Annotated in this window: 17 protein-coding genes, 3 tRNA genes and 1 pseudogene; 6 read left to right on the top strand and 15 right to left on the bottom strand. The window is 68.0% G+C overall.

The window, feature by feature from the left end; translation table 11 throughout:
* Positions 1–24 precede the first annotated feature (24 nt).
* The 9 genes and pseudogenes from MRBLMD1_RS09300 to MRBLMD1_RS09260 form a co-directional block, all read right to left on the bottom strand.
* Positions 25–636: a hypothetical protein gene (locus tag MRBLMD1_RS09300; protein ID WP_364398999.1), complete on the bottom strand. Its 612-nt coding sequence runs from the start codon at positions 634–636 to the stop codon at positions 25–27.
* Positions 633–1,271 carry a hypothetical protein gene (locus MRBLMD1_RS09295; RefSeq protein WP_159633649.1) on the bottom strand — a complete coding sequence of 213 codons (639 nt, stop codon included), beginning with the start codon at positions 1,269–1,271 and terminating at the stop codon, positions 633–635. The genes MRBLMD1_RS09300 and MRBLMD1_RS09295 overlap by 4 nt, the downstream gene beginning before the upstream one ends.
* A complete protein-coding gene (locus MRBLMD1_RS09290) occupies positions 1,268–1,648 on the bottom strand; it encodes a hypothetical protein (RefSeq protein ID WP_364398997.1) in 381 nt (126 codons plus the stop codon). The genes MRBLMD1_RS09295 and MRBLMD1_RS09290 overlap by 4 nt, the downstream gene beginning before the upstream one ends.
* Complete coding sequence (locus MRBLMD1_RS09285; RefSeq protein WP_364398995.1) at positions 1,645–1,836, bottom strand: hypothetical protein; 192 nt, start codon at positions 1,834–1,836, stop codon at positions 1,645–1,647. The genes MRBLMD1_RS09290 and MRBLMD1_RS09285 overlap by 4 nt, the downstream gene beginning before the upstream one ends.
* Positions 1,833–2,282 carry an Asp23/Gls24 family envelope stress response protein gene (locus MRBLMD1_RS09280; protein WP_224024667.1) on the bottom strand — a complete coding sequence of 150 codons (450 nt, stop codon included), beginning with the start codon at positions 2,280–2,282 and terminating at the stop codon, positions 1,833–1,835. The genes MRBLMD1_RS09285 and MRBLMD1_RS09280 overlap by 4 nt, the downstream gene beginning before the upstream one ends.
* A gap of 199 nt (positions 2,283–2,481) precedes the next feature.
* Positions 2,482–4,074: pseudogene (locus tag MRBLMD1_RS09275) on the bottom strand (glycoside hydrolase family 68 protein).
* 495 nt (positions 4,075–4,569) lie between these two features.
* A tRNA-Phe gene (locus tag MRBLMD1_RS09270) sits at positions 4,570–4,645 on the bottom strand.
* A 48-nt stretch (positions 4,646–4,693) separates the two neighbouring features.
* Positions 4,694–4,767, bottom strand: a tRNA-Asp gene (locus tag MRBLMD1_RS09265).
* Between the two features lie 91 nt (positions 4,768–4,858).
* Positions 4,859–4,931: transfer RNA gene (locus MRBLMD1_RS09260), tRNA-Glu, on the bottom strand.
* Between the two features lie 164 nt (positions 4,932–5,095).
* On the opposite strand from MRBLMD1_RS09260, the gene MRBLMD1_RS09255 reads away from it, so the two are divergent.
* Positions 5,096–6,112, top strand: coding sequence for a PHP domain-containing protein (locus tag MRBLMD1_RS09255; RefSeq protein WP_224024664.1), 1,017 nt, complete (start codon positions 5,096–5,098; stop codon positions 6,110–6,112).
* A 42-nt stretch (positions 6,113–6,154) separates the two neighbouring features.
* Here the strand turns inward: MRBLMD1_RS09255 and MRBLMD1_RS09250 are convergent, their stop codons facing one another.
* A complete protein-coding gene (locus MRBLMD1_RS09250; RefSeq protein WP_364398992.1) occupies positions 6,155–6,838 on the bottom strand; it encodes a DsbA family protein in 684 nt (227 codons plus the stop codon).
* 79 nt (positions 6,839–6,917) lie between these two features.
* Here MRBLMD1_RS09250 and MRBLMD1_RS09245 point away from each other — a divergent pair, with 79 nt between their 5' ends.
* From MRBLMD1_RS09245 to MRBLMD1_RS09230, 4 genes are all read left to right on the top strand, one after another.
* On the top strand, positions 6,918–7,889 hold the full coding sequence (locus MRBLMD1_RS09245) for a DMT family transporter (RefSeq protein ID WP_364398990.1): 972 nt from the start codon (positions 6,918–6,920) through the stop codon (positions 7,887–7,889).
* A gap of 9 nt (positions 7,890–7,898) precedes the next feature.
* Positions 7,899–8,327 carry a metallopeptidase family protein gene (locus MRBLMD1_RS09240; RefSeq protein WP_275181014.1) on the top strand — a complete coding sequence of 143 codons (429 nt, stop codon included), beginning with the start codon at positions 7,899–7,901 and terminating at the stop codon, positions 8,325–8,327.
* Positions 8,328–8,337: 10 nt separating this feature from the next.
* On the top strand, positions 8,338–9,258 hold the full coding sequence (locus MRBLMD1_RS09235; RefSeq protein ID WP_275181015.1) for a cation diffusion facilitator family transporter: 921 nt from the start codon (positions 8,338–8,340) through the stop codon (positions 9,256–9,258).
* A gap of 183 nt (positions 9,259–9,441) precedes the next feature.
* A complete protein-coding gene (locus MRBLMD1_RS09230) occupies positions 9,442–10,932 on the top strand; it encodes a C40 family peptidase (protein WP_364398987.1) in 1,491 nt (496 codons plus the stop codon).
* Positions 10,933–10,978: 46 nt separating this feature from the next.
* Here MRBLMD1_RS09230 and MRBLMD1_RS09225 read toward each other — a convergent pair whose 3' ends face one another.
* The 5 genes from MRBLMD1_RS09225 to MRBLMD1_RS09205 all read right to left on the bottom strand — a co-directional run bounded on the left by MRBLMD1_RS09225 (position 10,979) and on the right by MRBLMD1_RS09205 (position 18,067).
* The gene (locus MRBLMD1_RS09225; protein WP_364398985.1) at positions 10,979–11,863 is read right to left on the bottom strand and encodes an ABC transporter permease; all 885 of its coding nucleotides are present in this window, start codon (positions 11,861–11,863) and stop codon (positions 10,979–10,981) included.
* Entirely contained in the window at positions 11,853–12,842 is a 990-nt protein-coding gene (locus tag MRBLMD1_RS09220) for an ABC transporter ATP-binding protein (protein ID WP_364398983.1), read from the bottom strand. Before MRBLMD1_RS09220 ends, MRBLMD1_RS09225 begins: the two co-directional genes overlap by 11 nt.
* 45 nt (positions 12,843–12,887) lie before the next feature.
* Positions 12,888–14,039: a LolA family protein gene (locus MRBLMD1_RS09215; protein ID WP_364398981.1), complete on the bottom strand. Its 1,152-nt coding sequence runs from the start codon at positions 14,037–14,039 to the stop codon at positions 12,888–12,890.
* An 84-nt stretch (positions 14,040–14,123) separates the two neighbouring features.
* Positions 14,124–16,988, bottom strand: a complete 2,865-nt coding sequence (locus MRBLMD1_RS09210; protein WP_414703677.1) for a PEP/pyruvate-binding domain-containing protein — start codon at positions 16,986–16,988, stop codon at positions 14,124–14,126.
* A 38-nt stretch (positions 16,989–17,026) separates the two neighbouring features.
* Entirely contained in the window at positions 17,027–18,067 is a 1,041-nt protein-coding gene (locus MRBLMD1_RS09205; RefSeq protein WP_159633685.1) for a universal stress protein, read from the bottom strand.
* Positions 18,068–18,492: 425 nt separating this feature from the next.
* Here MRBLMD1_RS09205 and MRBLMD1_RS09200 point away from each other — a divergent pair, with 425 nt between their 5' ends.
* Entirely contained in the window at positions 18,493–19,128 is a 636-nt protein-coding gene (locus tag MRBLMD1_RS09200; protein ID WP_364399325.1) for an NAD(P)-binding protein, read from the top strand.
* Positions 19,129–19,136: the final 8 nt, after the last annotated feature.

Below are 19,136 nucleotides of genomic sequence, written 5' to 3'. Positions count from 1 at the left end.
TGCCTGGGCTGCCCGTGCAGCAGTTCAGCGGACGCGCTCTGCCCGGCTGAAGCGTGTTCGCGCCCCGGCCCCGATGTGGATGAGGACAGGAATCTCCTTGCCCACAACGGCCTCCAGGGCGTCCAGGAGCCCGGAGACCTCGGCTGCGAGCAGGTGCGGGGCCACCCCTTGGCGTGGCAGGAGCCGGACCTTCAACGCCGGGGAACCTTTCACGTCGTAGGTGGTGACGGTGGCGCCTGCCAGGTCCGGCCGTCCTTCAAGGGCCTGCCGGAGGGCCTGCTCGGCCACCCCGCCGCCTATCCGGACGTCCCCGGGGATCTCTCCGGGATCGTATTCGGCGGCCAGCAGGTTTGACCGGCCCTTGCCTTGCTGGGCGATCCAGGCGACCATGAGCCCCATCAGTGCCAGGAGCGCCAGCGCCACGACGATCCACAGCCAGCTCTCCGGCCGGCCCGGGAAACGGGTGGAGTCGAACAGCCGGCTGACACTCTCCCAGGCTCCGCCGGACCAGGAATGCCACCAGGAGCCCACCGGGGGCACGGTTGCCAGCAGCACCAGGAGGAGTCCGGTGCCCAGCAGGATCAGGCCCAGCACGGTGAGGAGGATGCGGTTGAGCAGTGCCGGGGTGCTGTTCATGCTCCGATCACCCCGGTCGGGGTCACGTTGACGCGCGGAACAGGGGCCGGCTCCAGCAGCATCTGGTCCAGCTCATCCCGCACCGCGCCAAGGACGCGGTCCGCGTCCACGGGCACACCGGAGGTTGGCCGGACGTTCACCAGCACCTGGCGCTGGGAGACGACCACCATGACCTGGTCGGGGGTGACGTTGGCGGCCAGCCGCGCGCGCCGGGCGATCGAGGAAGCGACGACCTCGTCATCCACCACCACGGCCGGGAGTCCCTCGCCCGGGGCGCCGGCCAGGAGATGGCGGGCACGTTTCCCGGGAAGGATTCCGTTGAGCAGGAAGACCAGGCCCAGCATGGCCAGCACACCGCCGATGGCCGCCAGCAGCAGCGGGGGGATTCCGGCGGGCAGGTCGACGATGCGCTGGGCAGCCACCTGCGGCTCGATCAACCAGGCGGGCTGCCCCACGGCGTGAACGCCGGACTCGAGGACGCCGTAGCCAGCCAGCACCAGGACCAGGACGGCGGCCACGACCGACACCACGGCCCTGGAGGAATGGGTTTCGCGGTAGACCACCCTGCGCATGTCCGGGCCGTTGCTTCTCCGGGATCCGCTGTTGGCCCGGCGGCTTTCCACGCTGCTGCTCACCGTACCCGCCCTCCTGTACTGATCTTTGCCCCGCTGACGCGGATATCCACCCGGCTCAACTGCGAGCCGCTAAGTTCCGAGACCCTCGCCAGGATGCTTTCCTTGGCCTTCACCGTGCGGTCCCAGATGGATCCGCCGGCGGTCTCGACCCTGGCAGCGTCCAGCACCACGGACTGCAAGGGCGGGATGCTGATGGGAGTGACGAGGGACAAGGCCAGCAGGCCGTCGTCGTCCGTCCAGTCCGCGCGCACGTCCTGGGCGTCGACTCCCAGCGCCTGCGCCGCAGCCGCCTTGGCAAGGCTGGTCAACGCCTGGGTGCTGATCCGGTTATGGCCGCTGAGCGCCTGCCCACGCACAACGGGCGCGGGCGAGCTCATGAGGAGGAGCGCCGGCCGGTGATGGCATCGAATATGCCGCGCAGGTCCAGCTTGCCTTCGGCCGCACGGCCCAGGAGCGCCCCGATGGCCATGAAAAGAAGGGAAACGAGAAAGCCCCACAGGCCGAACTGCAGGGACATGAATGCCACGAACGCGCCCACGGCCGTGCCTGCCACGGTGAGGTTCACAGCAGCGCCTCCCGTTCGGGAGCAACCGGCGCGGTGGTCTTGACGGGCGGCGGCACGTAGACGTCCGTGATTTCGACGTTCACCTCGATAACCTGCAGCCCCACGAGTTCTTCAACTGCCCGGTAAACGGCGGCCCGGACATCATTGGCCAGGGCGTGCAGGGGCGTTCCGTAGCTGGCCACCAGGGTGATATCCACGGCTACCTGCGTTTCGCCCACTTCCGCGTGGACGCCGGCGGCATGATCGGAACTTCCGACCGCATCACGGATGGCGCCCAGGGCACGGGACGGACCCGAACCGAGGGAGTAGACGCCGGGGACCGAGCGCGCGGCGATCCCCGCCACTTTTGCCACGGCGGTCTCGGAAATTACGGTCCGTCCCGGACCGGGAGCCGGGCTGGCGGCAGGACGGCTTGGCACCACGGGTTGCGGGTTCTGGTATTCCATCAGGCACTCCCCCTTCTGTTGGTTCCACCCTATAACCAGGCTGCGGCACATGGGCTGGAAAACCCCGCAGGCGGGCCGCATCGCATATGGCGTTCCGTGCCGGGGTAATTCCGCGCCGGTTAAAAGGAACCAGGCGGGAAGCCCCTGGGGGCTCCCCGCCTGGATCACGTGCGGCGACCAGCCGCTGGTGCGTGAGGACCTACTTGTAGAGGCCTTCGCCGCCAACCCTTACATTGGTGGGCAGGTAGCCGAACGGGCCCAGGCCGTTCCGGCCAAAGTTCCTGTCCACCTGGGACACACCGTTGCGGAAGTTGATCTTCACGGTCGGTGACAGGGAGCCGCCGCGGACGCCGTTGACGTTGTCGATGAAGGACTGCACCAGGCCGCCGGGCTGCACGTAGTGCGAATATGCCTGGAACTGCCGCCCGTTCTGGTTCGGGGTGGGTGCCTCCGGGGACTCGGACGGAAGGTTCAGGTCCGTGGGCGAACCCAGGGCCAGGCCGCTGTTGTTCATCGGCTGGTAGTCCGAGCGGATGCCGTCACCCACGAAGCCGTACACGCCGTCGGGACCGCGCATGCCTGCCGCGTAGGTGAACTGGTGGCTGATGGTGAACAGGTAGTACTTGTTCTTGCCGTTTTCATTCTGGATGAAGATCTGCGGACGCTCCGTCTGGTCGTTCACGCAGTTGCCGGAAAGGATGGGCGGAAGGAAGGACCACTTGGTCAGGTCCTTGTTGTCCGCCACTGCCAGCCCCACGTTCGCTGTCTGGAAGTAGGCGCCGCTGTTCTGGACGTCGGTGACGCTCTCTGCATGGGGGTCACCGGGGCGGTACCCCAGGTCCTCGGCCTTGCACTGGTAGTCGCCGCGCTTTGCTGCGGTGTTGCCTTCGAACACCATGTACGTCTTCCCGGGGTGGGCCGGGTCCACGAACGTGTAGGGGTCCCGGAATGCGAACCCGGCGTTCTGCGCCTTGGTCTGGTACATCTTTCCGTCCGGTTCCAGCAGCTTGGTGTGCTGGAATCCGTCGAACGTGACGCCGTTCTGGTCGGCGTGGATGTTTCCCAGCGCCTTGGCGATCACAGCGTCCGGGGCGATTCCGCCGCCGCCGGCGTTCCGCTCGGCCACATCGTAGAACGTGGTGGCCGTGTAGAAGACGTTCACGTGGTTGCCCTGCATCAGGCGCGTGGAACCGGACCATTCGGTGTTGCCGATGGAAGTGTTGTCCAGGAACAGGTGTCCGCCGTAGTTCCACTTGTCCTTGGCCGGGTCCGCGTTGGTCTTCCGGAAGAAGTAGCCGATCCGGGCGTTTCAGTGGCGCTGGTCGAAGCCGTAACCGGCGTGCCGGTCAGCGACCAGGGAGAAGATGACGTCCCAGCCCTTGTAGCTGATCTGGTTGGCGTTTTCGTCCGTCAGGGACCAGGTGTCCCAGACCCAGACGTCGTCGTTCATGGCGGGGAAGTCCTGCGGGATTTCCGGCATGGTGACGTCCGGGCTCATGGAGTTCGCGCCCGGGGCGACGGTGGAGTCGCTCTGTGCCATGATCTGCCGGGCGTCTGCGCGGGTCCACTTGGAGGTGAAGTCCGACGCCGGGTCGAATGCCTGCTGCGTGTGCTGCGTGGGCAGGGGGAAGCCTGGGGCGGGGGCCGGCATCTGCTGGACGGCAGGCGGGTCGGAAGGCTCGTTGGCCTGTGCCGCGGGGACGGCCAGGAAGGCCGAGACGGCCAGGGTTGCCGCCAGCGCTGCGGCGCCGGTGCGCCACCGCAGCAGCCGGTGTTGGGGGTGCTTGTGCATGTCTTGCTCTTCTCGCGGAGTTGTAACTTTTCGTGGAAGGCGGGCGTGTGCCCATAACCCCGAAACCAACCGCGGACCCGGCAACACCTCTGGCGTCATCCGGGACGCCGTTGTGTTGTGGGGGTTCAGGCCTGGGTAGGGCCTGTCCGGCCGATGGAAAGCATGCTGTCCTCCGGCCGCGCTCAACCGTAGACGGGGTGGAGGGAGCACTTCAAACCCTGTTTCGGGAGCCGGAACCGGTTACCGCCCAGTAGAGTGCAAGCGCTTACGCAAGCCATTGCGCGCGCGTGCCACACCCCGTCGGCAGGGGTCAAATGTTTCGTTGGGAGCCCAAAGATTACCTTCGGCGCTGGCTGCGATGTTGCGTTAGCCACAGGGCGGACACTCATACGTGGCAGAAGGCCGCGTCAGGAGCAGTCGCAAAGCCTGGTCAAGGTTGCCCGAACCGGTGTTAAAGCAGAAAAGCACCAGTTCCGAAGAACTGATGCTTCCCAGTGGTGGCTCCGACCGGCGTCGATCCGGTGACCTTTCGATTTTCAGTCGAACGCTCTACCAACTGAGCTACAGAGCCTAGGTGACTAGTCACCATGACAGCCGGAATTTCTTCCAACAATCAGAGCGACCCTGACGGGACTTGAACCCGCGACCTCCGCCGTGACAGGGCGGCGCGCTAACCAACTGCGCTACAGGGCCTTGCGTTTCTTGCTTTTGCAGTATCTCTACCGCTTTTTTCAAGGCTTCCAGCCTACCAGACTTTTTTAGCCTCTTTGACCAGTTCCTTGCGTACCCCCAACGGGATTCGAACCCGTGCCGCCGCCGTGAAAGGGCGGTGTCCTAGGCCGCTAGACGATGGGGGCCAGAACCCGTTCGGAACAAAATAAAAGGCGTCAAGCGGGGCTTTCCGTCTTTGTCCTCTGCGTTTCTCCGAACTGGACTCTAAAACTATAGGGGCTAACCGGGAATATTCCAAAATCGGTGAAAAACCCCGCCGTTTGGCCCCGGGACGGGTCAAGATGGACGGATGGATGCCGTCGACGCGCTCAATGAGATCGCTTTCTGGCTGGAGCGCGGACGCGCGGCCACGTTCAAGGTCCAGGCTTTCCGGAAGGCGGCCGCCGCCATCAGCCCCCTCGGCCCCGCGGAAGTAGCCGAACGCGCCCGGAGCGGCCGGCTCAAATCCATGAAGGGAATCGGCGACCGGACCTACGCGGTGATCCGGCAGGCCGTGGACGGACAGGTCCCTGACTACCTGGCGGACCTCAGGGAGAAGGGTGCCCAGCCGCTGGCATCGGGCGGAACGGAGCTCCGGGCGGCGCTGCGTGGCGACCTGCACAGCCACAGCGAATGGTCCGACGGCGGCTCCCCCATTGAGCTGATGGTGGCGGCCGCTGAGGTGCTGGGCCGCGAATACCTGGCCCTGACTGACCACTCCCCCAACCTCACCATCGCCAATGGGCTCTCCGCCGGGCGCCTGCGGGAGCAGCTGGACGTGGTGGCAGGCATCAACAGCAACGGCGGGGCCACCCGGCTGCTGACGGGCATCGAGGTGGACATCCTGGAATCCGGCAGCCTGGACCAGGACCCGGAGCTGCTGGACCGCCTGGACATCGTGGTGGCCAGCGTCCACTCGAAGCTCCGTGCGGACCGGAAAACCATGACCACCCGCATGCTCGGGGGCATCCGGTCTCCGCAGACCAACGTCCTTGGCCATTGCACGGGACGGCTCGTTGAGGGCTCGCGCGGGACGCGGCCGCCGTCGGAATTCGACGCCAAGGAAGTCTTCGCAGCGTGCGCGGAACACAACGTTGCCGTGGAGATCAATTCCCGCCCGGAGCGGCAGGACCCGCCCGATGCCCTGATCCAGCTGGCACTGGACGCCGGGTGCCTGTTCTCGATTGACAGCGATGCCCACGCACCGGGACAGCTGGATTTCCTGCAGTACGGTGCCGAACGGGCAGCCCGCAACAACGTTCCGGCAGACCGGATCATCACCACCTGGCCGGTGGACAAGCTGCTTGCCTGGGCCGCCACGAAGTAGGGCGGCCTCGCTTCGGGGCAGCGTCGGCGGGGCTGACCGCCGCTACTTGACGGCGTCTGCCAGCTTCTGGCGGAAGTCCGCCTTGGTGGACAGCGTGAGCTTCTCGCCGTTGAGGAAGAACGTGGGTGTGCCGGTGACGCCGAGGGCATTGCCGTCCGCGATGTCGGCCAGGATGCGGTCCTCGGTCTTCTGGTCGGCCACGACGGCATCGAACTGCGCCAGGTCCAGCCCCAGCTGCCCGGCGTAGGTGCGGAACAGCGGCGCCTGGGACTGCTGGCTACCGGCCCACTGGGACTGGTTTTCGAAAAGCTTGGCGGCCATCTGCTGGTACTGGCCCTGCTGCGCGGCCGCTTCCGCCGCCAGGGCAGCCTGGCCGGAATTGGGGTGCGCAGAGAGCGGGAAGTACCTGTTGACAAACGTAATCCTGTCCCCGAACTCCGCCTTGAGCTCCTCCACGAAAGGATGGACTGCACCGCAGGACGGGCACTCGAAGTCCAGGAACTCCACCAGCCGGGCCTTCTCCTCGGCAGGCGCAGTGAGGCGGTGGCTGTCGGCACGGACAAGTTGCTCAGCACCCGCGGACGGTGGCGCCGCCTGCTGGGGCTTCGTTGCGGCAAAGATGGCGTACCAGGCAACGCCGCCCAGGACGATGAGAGCCAAGGCGATCCAGATGATCTTCCTGACAAGGCGCGGGGTGTCACGGCCGGGAGCCGAAGGAGAGGACATGGTCCGCATCCTAGCCCGCGGGCACCCACATGGCCGATTTCCGCCAGTTCGGTGCCTGCAGCAGCCGTACATTTGATTCATGCCTTCCACCAGCCCCGCCCGCCAGTCCCTGGCTTCCCCCGCTGCAGCACCCACGCCCGTGAACGCCCTTGGCGTGGCGGCCATGGTGGTTACCGTGGTGCTGTGGGCCTCCGCGTTCGTCGGCATCCGCGCCATCGGGCCGCACTTCTCCCCCGGATCCCTGACGCTCGGCAGGCTGGCGGTCGCCGCCGTCGTCCTCGCGTTCCTGGTGGTGCCGCAGCTGCTCAGGAGCCGGGTGCTGCCCAGGGGGCGCGAATGGCTGCCCATCCTGGCCTATGGCGTGATGTGGTTCGGCGGCTACAACGTTGCCCTGAACGCCGCCGAACACATCCTTGATGCCGGCACCAGCGCCCTGCTGATCAACGTCAACCCGATCCTGGTGGCCATCATGGCCGGCATCTTCCTCAAGGAGGGCTTTCCCCGCTGGCTGCTCATCGGCAGCACGGTGGCCTTCGCGGGTGTTGCACTGATCGCCCTGGGTTCCGGACAGCCGCGCGGCCCCGGGGAAAGTTCGACGGCGGACCTGGCAGGCGTGGCGCTTTGCCTCCTTGCGGCGGTGCTCGCCGCAGTCAGCGTCATCATCCAGAAGCCGGTGGTGCGGAAGTTCCCGGCGGCGCAGGCCACCTGGTTCGGCATCGTGGTGGGAGCACTGTGCTGCCTGCCGTTCGCCGGGCAGTTGGCGTCCGAAGTGCAGGCCGCTCCCCCGGAGGCCACCTGGGCGCTGGTGTACCTCGGTGTCTTCCCCACGGCCATTGCCTTTACCACCTGGGCTTACGCCCTGTCCCTGGTGGACGCCGGGAAGCTTGCCGCCACCACCTACCTGGTGCCCGGGACCACGGTGCTCATCTCTTGGCTGCTGCTCGGTGAAATCCCTACCGCCTGGGGACTGGTGGGCGGGCTGGTGTGCCTGGTGGGCGTAGGGCTGACCCGGCGCAGGACGCGGGCACCCGGGCAGCGGCCCGGGCGCTAGAGTCGGAGTATGCCAGCCAGCCTCCCGCCGGGACTGCCTATCCTTCCCGACGGCCCGCACGAACCGTCCGGGTTCACCATGTCTCCTGACGAATTCGAGGCGGCCGTCGAGGATGCCCTGGCCAGCATCCCGGACCGGCTGGCCCGTGCCATGGACAACGTGGCAGTCTTCATCGACGACGACTACGTGCCCGGTCCGGGGGAAGATCCGGACACCGTCCTGCTGGGGCTGTACGAAGGCGTCCCGCTGACCGAACGCGATTCATGGTGGGACGCCGGTTCCCTTCCCGACCGGATCACCATTTTCCGCGAACCCATCCTGGAGATCTGCTCCTCCCGGGAGGACGTGATCCACGAAGTGGCCGTCACGGTGGTCCATGAAATCGCGCACCACTTCGGCATTTCCGATGTCCGGCTGCACGAGCTGGGCTGGGGCTAGCCTTGTAAGCATGGGACACGACCACAGCCACAGCCACGGGATCACCGCCACCGGGCGGCACCGGAAACGCCTGGTGGCCGTCCTGGGCATCACGCTTGGCGTCGTCCTCATCCAGATCGTGGGAGCGGTGCTGTCCGGTTCGCTGTCCCTGCTCGCGGACGCCGGCCATATGCTCTCCGACGCGGCCGGCGTCACCATCGCACTGCTTGCCGCCTGGATCGCCGGCCGCCCGGCGAGCGACCAGCGGACCTACGGCTACCAGCGGGCAGAGGTGCTCGCGGCGTTGGCGAATGCACTGATCCTGATCGTGATCTCCGTTGTGATTTTCACGGAGGCCATCCGCCGGTTCGGGGCGCCCCCGGAAGTGCAGACGGACATCATGCTGTTTGCGGCCATCCTCGGCGCCGTGGCCAACCTGGTATCGCTGCTGATCCTGCGTGGGGCGCAGGATGAAAGCCTGAACATCCGTGGCGCCTACCTGGAGGTACTGGGCGACCTCCTGGGTTCGGTGGCCGTCATCATTGCCGCCGTCGTCATCATGGCCACAGGTTTCCAGGCAGCGGACACCATCGCTTCCGTCCTTATCGCGCTGATGATCCTGCCGCGGGCCTGGAGCCTGCTGCGCGACGTGGTGGATGTCCTGCTGGAGGCCAGTCCGAAGGGCGTGGAGGTGCAAATGATCCGCGAGCACATCCTCTCGGTTGCCGGCGTGACCGATGTCCATGACATCCACATCTGGACCATCACGTCCGGTGTCCCCGTCTTCTCGGCCCATGTGGTGGTGGAGGACGGCGTGCTCAACGCACGGGGCGCCGACCAGTTGCTGGACAAGCTGATCACGTGCCTGGGTTCCCATTTCGATACCGACCACTGCACCTTCCAGCTGGAGCCTGCCAGCCACTCAGAGCACGAGGAACATCAACACGCCTGACCCCGACACACCCGTGGAATTCACGGGCAAATGACACGCTTGTGGTTTATGTTATTGATGTGACTGTTGTTGCCAATGTGCAAAAGGTCACGTAGCCTCGGACTGCTGGCGAGCAGCTGAGGGGCACGGTCGTGCCGCATCCAGAACCTCACTCCCAGTCTTACCGTTGCGAGGTCTCTGCAGATGGCTTTACCCGGATCCGGCCGCAGGACCGCTGCGCTGTGCGCCGCCGTCGTACTCTTTGCATCCGTGGCAACACCCGCGCTGGCGGTGCCGGCGCCATCGGCCCCCGTGGCCTTTCCGGCGTCGCCAGCGATTCCCTCGCCGGACGATATCGCAGCAGCGAAAGCAAGTGAAGCCGCGACGGCGGACCAGGTCACCGCGATTGAGCGCATTCTGGCGGATGCCTCCACAGCCCAACAGGCAGCCTTCGCGGTGGCCATGCAGGCCAACAACTCCTACAGCGAGGCGCTCGTGGAGCTGCAGCAGCGGACCGAAGCGGCGTCAGTTGCGGCTGCCAAGGCCTCTTCCGCGCGCGACCTGCAGGACAAAACCCGGAAGCAGGTGGGACAGCTCGCCGGTGACCTGTACCGCAATGGCGGCCTGAACCCCACCCTGGGAACGCTGGCCAGCGGCAGCGAAAGCCTGCAGCAGGCCGCCACGCTTGAGGCGCTTTCTGCCAGCCGCAGCCGGGCCTTTGAGGCTGCGGACGCTGCTGCCACGGCCTACCGTTCCCTGACCGCCGCCGCAGAGGACGCCACCAAAGCCGCCGATGACGCTGCAAAGACGGCCGAGCAACGGAAGTCCCAGGCGGAACAGGCCAACGCCGCGCAGGTCAAAGCCGTTGCCGATGCCAAGGCACAGCGGACCATCCTGGTGGACCAGTTGGCCCAGCTCCGCAACACGACTGTGGCGCTCGAATCGGCAAGGGTGGATGCCCTTGAGCGGCAACGCGAAGAGGCACGCCTTGCTGCCTTGTCCGCCGCCGCGGACCAGGCCGCCCGGGAGAAGGCAGAGCAGGAAAAGGCAGCCCAGGAGAAGTCAGCTCAGGACAACGCCGCCCAAAACCGGCCCGCCGCACGGAACGGCGGCGGCCAGGACACGGCCCCTGCAGCGCCGGCCCCGGCACCGGCCGGTCCAGCGCCTGCTGCTCCGGCTCCGGCCCCAGTGGCGCCGGCTCCTGCTCCGGCAGCCCCGGCACCTGCACCCGCCGCGCCAGCCCCTGCTCCGGCACCGGCACCGGCGCCCGCCCCGCCCCCGGCTCCAGCTCCGGCTCCGGCTCCCGCGCCTCCCACTGGCTCGGGCACGTATGAGGCAGCCATTTCGGTTGCTCTGGGGAAGGTGGGCGCGCCGTACTTCTACCAGTGGGGCGGCACGGGCGTGTACGGCTTTGACTGCTCGGGCCTGGTGCAGAATGCCTTCGCTGCGGCCGGAACGTACCTTCCCCGCACCGCATCCCAGCAGTATGCCGCCGCCCCGGTCCACGTTCCCATCTCCCAGGCCCGCCGCGGCGACCTGCTGGTCTGGGGTTCTGCGCCGAACTTCTACCATGTGGCCATCTATCTGGGGAACGGCCAGGTGGTGCAGGCGCTGAACCCGCAGGAAGGCATCATGGTTTCCAGCATCAGCTCAATGGTGGGCATGGACCTGTATCCGTACGCCGCCCGCTACTGACCAGCGGACTGGGCGCGGCGGAACCGGAAGGCTCCCGCCGCCGTCGTCAGCTCAGGATGTCCTTGGTGACGAAGCGGCCATAGGCGAGCGCGCCGAACACTGCCACGTAGCCGGCCTGGAGCAGGGCATTGTCCAGGAAGGAATCCCACACCACGGGCTGGCGGAGCATGTCGGCGAAACCAAGCCAGTAGTGGCTGAAGAGCCACGGGTGCAGCCAGTCCAACTGCGGAAGCTGGTCCGCGACCTGCGAAACCACCGAGACCACCACCGTTGCGGCCATCGCACCAACGGGAACCACCGTCATGGTGGACAGGAACAGTCCGATCGCCGACAGCCCGGCCAGCGACACCGCCAGGTAGGCGGCGATGAGCACTATCCGCAGGGCAGCCTCGGCGGGCTGGACCACCCCGCCGGAGATCAGTGTCACCGGGCCCACCGGGAACAGCGCCGCACCAATCGCCGCGCCCGCCAATCCAACGGTGAGCGGAGCCACGATGCAGAAGGCCAGCGCCCCCGCATACTTGACCAACAGGAGCCGCACCCGCCCGGCCGGCGCCACCAGCAGGTACCGGAGGGTCCCCAGGCTGGCCTCCCCGGCGATCGTGTCCCCCGCCACCACCCCCACGGCGAGCGGCATGAACAACGGGACGGACACCAGCATGGCGGTGAAGGCCACAAACAGCCCGTTCTGGGTGATCCGGTCGAGGAACGCAGGACCCCGCCCCGGTGGGACCGCAGAGGAAACCTTCACGGCCACGGCAATGAGGACCGGGATGGCAGCGAGCGCCAGGAGCAGCGCCCAGGTCCGCCGGCGCCCGAACAGCACCTCAAGCTCAGACCCCAGAAGGGACAGTCCCGGGCCGCGCGGCGCGGCGGCCGTCCGGGTGGCTTTGGCGGTTTCCGGTATGTCCGCGGGAACGCTACTGGGCAACGTCGAATCCTTCCCCCGTCAGGGCAACGAAGCGGTCTTCAAGGCTTTCACGCTCGACGGCGAAGCCCCGGACGCGGACGCCGGCCTGCACCAGGTGCGCCACAACATCCTCCGGGAGCACGGCAGGCTGCCCGGCGGCGGCACCCATCGCCGCAACAATGGTCTCCCCATCCAGCTGTGCGCGCTGGGAAGCCTGCGCCTCCTGGTCCCCCGGACCGGGTGCCAGCCCCAGCCCTGCCAGGACCTGCCGCGCCGCGCCGCCGTCGGGCGTTACCAACCGCAGGCGGGTGCTTCCGGCCTGCCGCAGTTCGGCCAAGGGACCCTGTGCCACGAGCTTTCCCGCACTCATGACGGCAGCGTAGGTGCACATCTGGTCCACCTCGGCCAGCAGATGGCTGGACACAAAAACAGTGGTGCCCTGGTGTGCCAGGGACCGCACCAGGTTGCGCACTTCGCGGGTGCCCTGCGGATCCAGCCCATTGGTGGGCTCGTCCAGCACCAGCAGGTCCCGGGGTGAGAGCAGGGCATTGGCTATGCCCAGCCGCTGCTTCATTCCCAGGGAGTATGCGTGCACGCGTTTCCCCGCCGCGTGCTCCAGGCCTACGCGCTCCAGTGCCTGTTGCACGCGGGCTTTGCGCGTGCCGGGCACTGAATGCGGGCTGGCGGAGTCCAGCCGGTGGAGGTTGGCGGCGCCGGACAGAAAAGGGTAGAAGGCCGGCCCTTCCACCAACGCGCCCACACGCGGCAACACCTCGTGGAGCCTATGCGGCATCTCCCGGCCCAGCAAGTTCACCGTTCCTGCGGACGCCGCTGCCAATCCCAGCAGCATGCGGATGGTGGTGGTCTTGCCGGAGCCGTTGGGGCCCAGGAACCCGAAGACCGTCCCGTGCGGGACGGCCAGGCCCACGTTGTCGACGGCGGCCTGCTGGCCAAAGTGCTTGGTGAGGCCCCGCGTCTCAATCGCCAGGCCGTCAGTCACCCCGCCAGGGCCGGCCCGGTTGCCACTCCCCCGCCCGTCCAAGGCCTACCGGGCCGCTGCTGCTGCGGCCTGCAGCCTCTCCGGCGGCACCATTCCCGCGAAGATCCGGCCATCGTCGGTGATCAGGATGTTGAGCAGGGCCGTGGACAGCAGCCGGCCACCGGGTACGGCGACGGCGGCCTGGGACAACAGCGGGTCCTGGAGCAGTGGTGCGGCCGCCGCAGCGGATCCAGCCGCCGTGCCCACCACCGTCTCCCAGCCGGTGCCGGTTATGGAGACATTCCCCTTGGCACCACCGTGCATGGCGCCCGGGCCATGGGCATCGGCGGAGTCATGGGATTTGGCGGGATCGTGGGATTTGTCCGGTACCGGGAGTTCCTTGACGGTGCTGCCCGGCGGAGGGGTGAAGGCGAAGACTGACGGGTCCGGCGCGTCCAGCGAGAAGCTGGTGAACCCGGACGCGAAGGCAGGCTTATCCGCGCCGCGCGCGGTCACCTGGACTGACAACGGCATCCCGCTGGCACCGTCGACGGCGATGGCCACCTTGCCTACCAATGTTGCGTCCGTGCGGGGCTCGATCAGCAGGTTGTAGGCGGCGCGCCCTGCAACGGAAACGTCCGGGCCCACGGAAACGGCGGTGCTGGGGTCCACCTTCGACAGGAACTGTTGGGCCAGTTCAGCGGGAGTGTGCATCCCGGGTGCGCCGTGCGCGTCGTTCGGAAGCGCGGGATCCTCTGTGTGGGCAGGGTCCTGGGTGTGCGCGGGCAGGGACAGGTGGGCTGCCGAGTTGTCCTTTGAGGAGTAGAGCCAGACGTCGCTGCCGTGGCGGACCACGTCCCGTTCGGCCAGTTGGTCCATCACCTGCACACGGGCGTTGTCCTTGCCGTCCACGTAGATGCGCGCGGTGTGCTTGCCTGACAACAGCTCGATCACCGACGCCACGCTGCCGGCCGAGGCAGGTCCGGACGCAGACCCGGACGGCTTGCCGGCAGCCGGGAGTTCCGGCAGTCCCAGTTCAGCGGACTGCTCAACTGTCCCGGAGAACGTGCGCACCTGGTGGCTGGCCGCCAGTTCCAGGACCTCGGCAGGTGTCTTGGTCGGCAGTGGGTTGCTGGCGCCGGCCGGAAGAGACCCGATCAGGGCACCGGAGGCAATGGCCACCGGAGCCGCGACGGCGGGCAGCCACCGCAGCCACATCCTGCGCCTTGTGCTGTTTCGTTGCACCCGTACGTGTTGGAACGGTCCGCTGGAATCCAGCCTGTTGGAGCCCATGGATCAAGACTACGCCCGTGCAGGTGGGTCCGTGCCCTTGGGAACTTTCCCGTTTTGCGGCGTACCGGTGCGTTCCGGCACGACGGTTCCCGCGCCGCCGTCGACCGTTATCTTTTGGCCCGTGCTGATCAGGGCGGTGGCGTCCGCCACGCCAACAACTGCGGGGATGCCGTATTCCCTGGCCACGACGGCGCCATGGGAGTTGGGTCCGCCCATCTCCATCACCAGTCCTCCTGCCGTCAGGAACAGCGGAGTCCAGCCAGGGTCCGTGGACGGTGCAACCAGGATCTCGCCCGGCTCCAGGCGCGCTCCGACGGGATCCAGGATGACCCGCGCCGCCGCGGTCACCGTCCCGGCCGAGGCCGGGCTGCCGGCCAGGGTCCCGTTGGCCAGGTTTCCGTTGGGCCCGATTCCGTTCGCGGCGGTTCCGGCGGCCCGCGCCGCCTCGGGTTCGGTGCCGTCCGAAAGCAGCACCCGGGGGATGTGCCGGCGCCTGAGCTCCAGGGCGTAGTCCTGGCGCCGGGCCGCCACGAGTGCCTTCAGGTCAGGGGCAGGCGCCGGGTTGCCCGCGGTTGTTCGGGTCAATGCCTGGCGGACCTCCGCGAAATCGAGGAAGAACACGTCGTCCCGCCGTTCCACCGTGCCTGCCTGTTCCAGTTCGGTACCCACCAGGAGCAGCTGCCGGCGGACTTCCCCAAGGCCAAGCACCAGCTGGTACTTCGGCAGCTCCCGCAGGCCGGCGAACATGCGCGCCCGCCGGAGTGCGGCACGCACCAGCCGTCCCCGGATCCTGCTGCGGGCAGCGGCCCGGGCCACGAGCCGGTCAACCTGCGCTTCTGCGTCCTCGGCGGCTTTGCTGAACTGGGCGTCCGGTGCCAGGGCGGGTTCGTCCAGCCGGAGGTAGTTGGCGAGGATGCCCAGGATGTGTTCCGGTTCCTCCGACCACCGGGGCAGTCCGACGTCGATCTCGCCGACCGCCCGGTGGCCGTATCTGTCCAGGAACCTGGCGAGGCCCGCGTCCAGGCGCGCCGGCAGCTCGCCGGCCTGGAAAGCGGCTGCGAGGGCGGCGGGATCGCGGGCCATCAGTGCGGTGCGTGATTCGGCGTCTTCCTGGATCGCCTGCGCCAGGTGCCACAATTCCAGGTCCATTTCCGTGGTGACGTTGTTGGGCAGGCCGCGGATCACCGGCTGCAGCCCGTCCCACGCATTGCCGCCCACGAGCTTTCCGGCAACGCCGAGCATCGCGAAGCCCAGGGCGGGAAGGGGGAGGATGGCCGGAACAATGGGGAACAGGCGCGATCCCACGAGGGACTCGGCGTGGTCCAGGCGGGCCAGGGCGCCGGCTGCGCCGCCGGGAGCCAGGGACGCCTCGAACGTCCGGGTGAAGCGGTCCAGCCGGCGGAGGGCGGCAGCGGGGCGGACCAGCGCACGGAGGAAGGTGGTGGGAACCTCTGTGCGGATTGCCGCGGGTCCGACGTGGCGCAGCAGCCCGAGGGGCGACCTGGTGGTCACCGAAAAAGCTGGGTCCGCGAACAACTGCCGCATGACGGTTGCCGTCCGTGCCTCCATGATGTCGAAGACCCGGGGAACGAGCCGCCGGCCAACGGTGCTGCGGATGGGAGCGGTGAAGTCGACGTAAATCCGCTGACCCGCCTCGGCGTAGGGGGACGGCCCTTCCCGTGGATCGGGAACAGGGAAGCCGGCTGCGGTGGCGACGGAGGAAGCGATGAGGCGCACTGCAGCCAGGCCCATGGGCGTCAGCGGCCGCGTCAGTCCCTGCGCGAGGCTGAAACAGAGGTAGGCCCTGGTCCCCCCAACGGCGGACGCTGCCTGCGGAACCCTGCCGGCAGCACCGTTGCTTTCCGGGACCGGGTAGAGCGTGGTGATGGGCCTGGACTGCGTGAGCCACAGCCCATCCGCGCCGTCGACGGCCCACTCGATGTCCTGCGGGGCACCGAAATGCCCTTGGGCCTGCAGCCCCAACCGCATCAGGCCAGCCACCTGGCTGTCCGGAAGGCACGCGGTGCCCTGGGCGGCCTGCACGTGGCGGATTTCGGTCCCGCCGCCGGCAACCGGCCGTATCTCCACGCCCTTATCGCCGGGTTTCCGTTCCAGCACCCTGCCGGTCAGGGCGTCCACCACGAAGTGGTCCGGATTGACGGCGCCGGAGACCACGGCCTCGCCAAGGCCGGGGCTGGCGTCGATGACCACCTGCCGGCGGCTGCCGGTGAGGGGATTCGCCGTGAACATCACGCCCGCGGTCTGGGCGTCCACCATCCGCTGGACCACCACCGCGAGCGACACGGCTGCCGGGTCGATTCCGAGGCTTGCCCGGTACGCGGTTGCCCGCTCCGTCCACAGCGACGCCCAGCACCTCCGGACGGCGTCCAGCACCGCGGGCACTCCCACGACGTTCAGGAAGGTGTCCTGCTGGCCGGCGAAGCTGGCGAAGGGAAGGTCTTCAGCGGTGGCCGAGGACCTCACTGCCACCGCGACGCCGGGACCCAGTGCCGTATAGGCCTTCTCCACGGCGCGGGCTACGGCTGCCGGTACCGGAGCCGCAAGGATTGCTGCCCGTGCCGTTGCGGCCAGTCCGGCTACATCGGGAAGGTCCCCAGCGGAGGCCCCGGCCGGCTCCTCCAGGGTGGCGTAAACCGCTGCCAACGCGGGAAGCAGGGCATCCGGGGCGCCGATGGCCTGCCGGTACGCGGCGGTGGTGAGGCAAAAGCCGTCCGGAACCGGCAACCCGGCGGACAACAACTCCCCTAGGTTGGCTGCCTTGCCGCCCACCAGCGCCAGCATCCCTGAGTGCAGGCTGCCCAGGCCGCGCACCAGCCCGTCGGGCCCCTCACCGGCTGTCATCTGCTGCGTCATGTCCGCGGTCCCCCGCCGGCTGCCCGGAAAAGCGCGGTCTAGGCGGCGTCGCCCAGGATGGGTCCGAACCGCCCGCGGTCGGCCAGGCGGGGGTCCTCCCGGTCCGGGACCACCATGACCGGGCCCTTGGCGTGGTGGAGCACCCCGTCTGATGTTGAGCCCAGGAGCATTCCGGTGAACCCGCCGCGTCCGCGGGTGCCCACCACCACCAGTTCAACGTGCCGGCTTTCCTCGACGAGCACGTCCACCGGCGAGCCGTCCTTCAGCTCGTAGCCGGCCTGCAGGTTGGGGTAGTGGCTGCGGAGCCAGGCCATGCCGGCCTCCAGGGTGACCCGGATGTCATCGAACAGTGCCTTCCGGTCCATGGGCGCCGGAACCCAGGCCAGCGAGCCGCTGTACTGGGGAACGGCGCAGACCACGCGGAGGGACGCGCCAAGGCGTTCGGCCTGGTCGGCTGCTTCAAGGACGGCAACGCGGGCCTGCTCGGAGCCATCCACGCCAACCACCACCACGTTCTCCACCGGCCGGTGCCCGGACCTGGCCTGCTCGGCCTTGACGCGGCGGTCCTCCGTGGACTCACCGAGCCGGTCCGAGCAGAACAACGGAACCGTCACCGTGGGGCATTTCGCGTGGGCGGGCAGGGCACTGCTGACTGATCCGAGGAGCCGGCCCACAAAGCCGCCGCGGCCGCGGGTGCCGACCACCAGGAGTTCCGCGGTTTCGGAGATGTCCAGCAGGACGCCGGCGGCGTCGCCGTTCTCCACGGAGGAGCTGACGTCCACGTCGTAGGCGGCCACCTTTTCCAGGGCCTGCCGGGCAATGGCTTCGGCGCCTTCGCGGATGACGGAATCATCCACGGTGGCGTAGCCCCCGTCCAGGCCGGACGCGGCGAAGATCGGCACGGAGTAGGCGGTGACGATATGAAGCGGACGACGACGGCGCTGGGCTTCCCGCGCGGCCCACACCAGGGCGCACTGGCCGTGGTCCGAACCGTCGACGCCCACCACGATGCCGTGGGGAGCGGTTGCGCCACCCCCACCGTCCCGGGCCGGGTCCGGATGCAACTCTCGTGAGCCCATGGGGGCCGCCTCCTCGCGATACGCCTGATGTTGCGGCTATTCTGCCAGAAAACGGACCGCTCCCCGCGCACCCGGCCCAGCGGTGGCACCGGCAGGAAAAGGACCGCTCCCGATTCCCACTATTCTCTGTCCCCCAGGGCTTAGCAAGCCTGTTCAGGGGCTGATGGGCCCTGTTATCCACAGGCTTTTTGCCGGGTTCCGGAAAGCGCCTTCTCGCCACGGAAACGATTTCGTTCACGGGCTATCCACGGCCGCATTTGTTCTGTAGTCTTCAGGACATTGTTGGTCCGGGACGCCAACTGATTCTTCCTGTCAGGACGGTCCCGGCCATGCGCTGCGGCCGTGCTTGGGGGTAACGGGACGCGAGCCGGCGAGGATGCCGGCACCTGCCGAAGCTCCATAGGAGGGAAACTGTAGTGTCAAGCATGCCTGGGATTGCCGGGACCGAACAGACCACCGCTGTCGTCATTGGCACGGGCCTGTCCGGACTGGCCGTGGCCGCTGAGCTGCGCCGCCATGGGGTGGACTCCATCGTGGTGGACGGCCTCGACATCCTGGGCCAGGCCCAGCCCGCGAACACCACGTCATTGCAGCGCTGCGATGCGGCGGACAGCGGCACCCTCCGCGAACGGAATGAGATCCTGCGCCACCTGCGCAATTACGCGGCAAGCCACAGCGTGGACGTGCGGAACACCACCCGGGCGGTGCAGCTGACCATGCTCGAAGCACCGGACCAGGCCGCGCCGCAGTGGCAGGTGCACACCCCCACGGGCATCCTGGTGGCGGACCACATCGTGCTCACCCGTTGCGCCCACAGCCAGTTGCGGCGCATGCTCAACGACTTCGGCATTGCCGTGGGCCGGAACGTGGCGGCAGCCATGCGGGCCATTGGCATCTACCTGGTGGGAGTGGGCGAACTGATCACGCCATCGCCCAAAGAAGTGCTGCGCCAGGCCAAGACGGTGGGCCAGGCAATCTCCGCCAAGGTCAACCCGGACGGCGCCCTTCCGTCCACCGGCGTCTTCCCGGCAACGGGAAGCTTTGCTGCCCTGGGCTGCTGACTGCGGCG

This window comes from Pseudarthrobacter sp. LMD1-1-1.1, from assembly GCF_040676255.1.
Lineage (GTDB): Bacteria > Actinomycetota > Actinomycetes > Actinomycetales > Micrococcaceae > Arthrobacter.
Note: the sequence above shows the minus strand (reverse complement) of the source record. Positions and strands in the feature narration are given on the sequence as shown.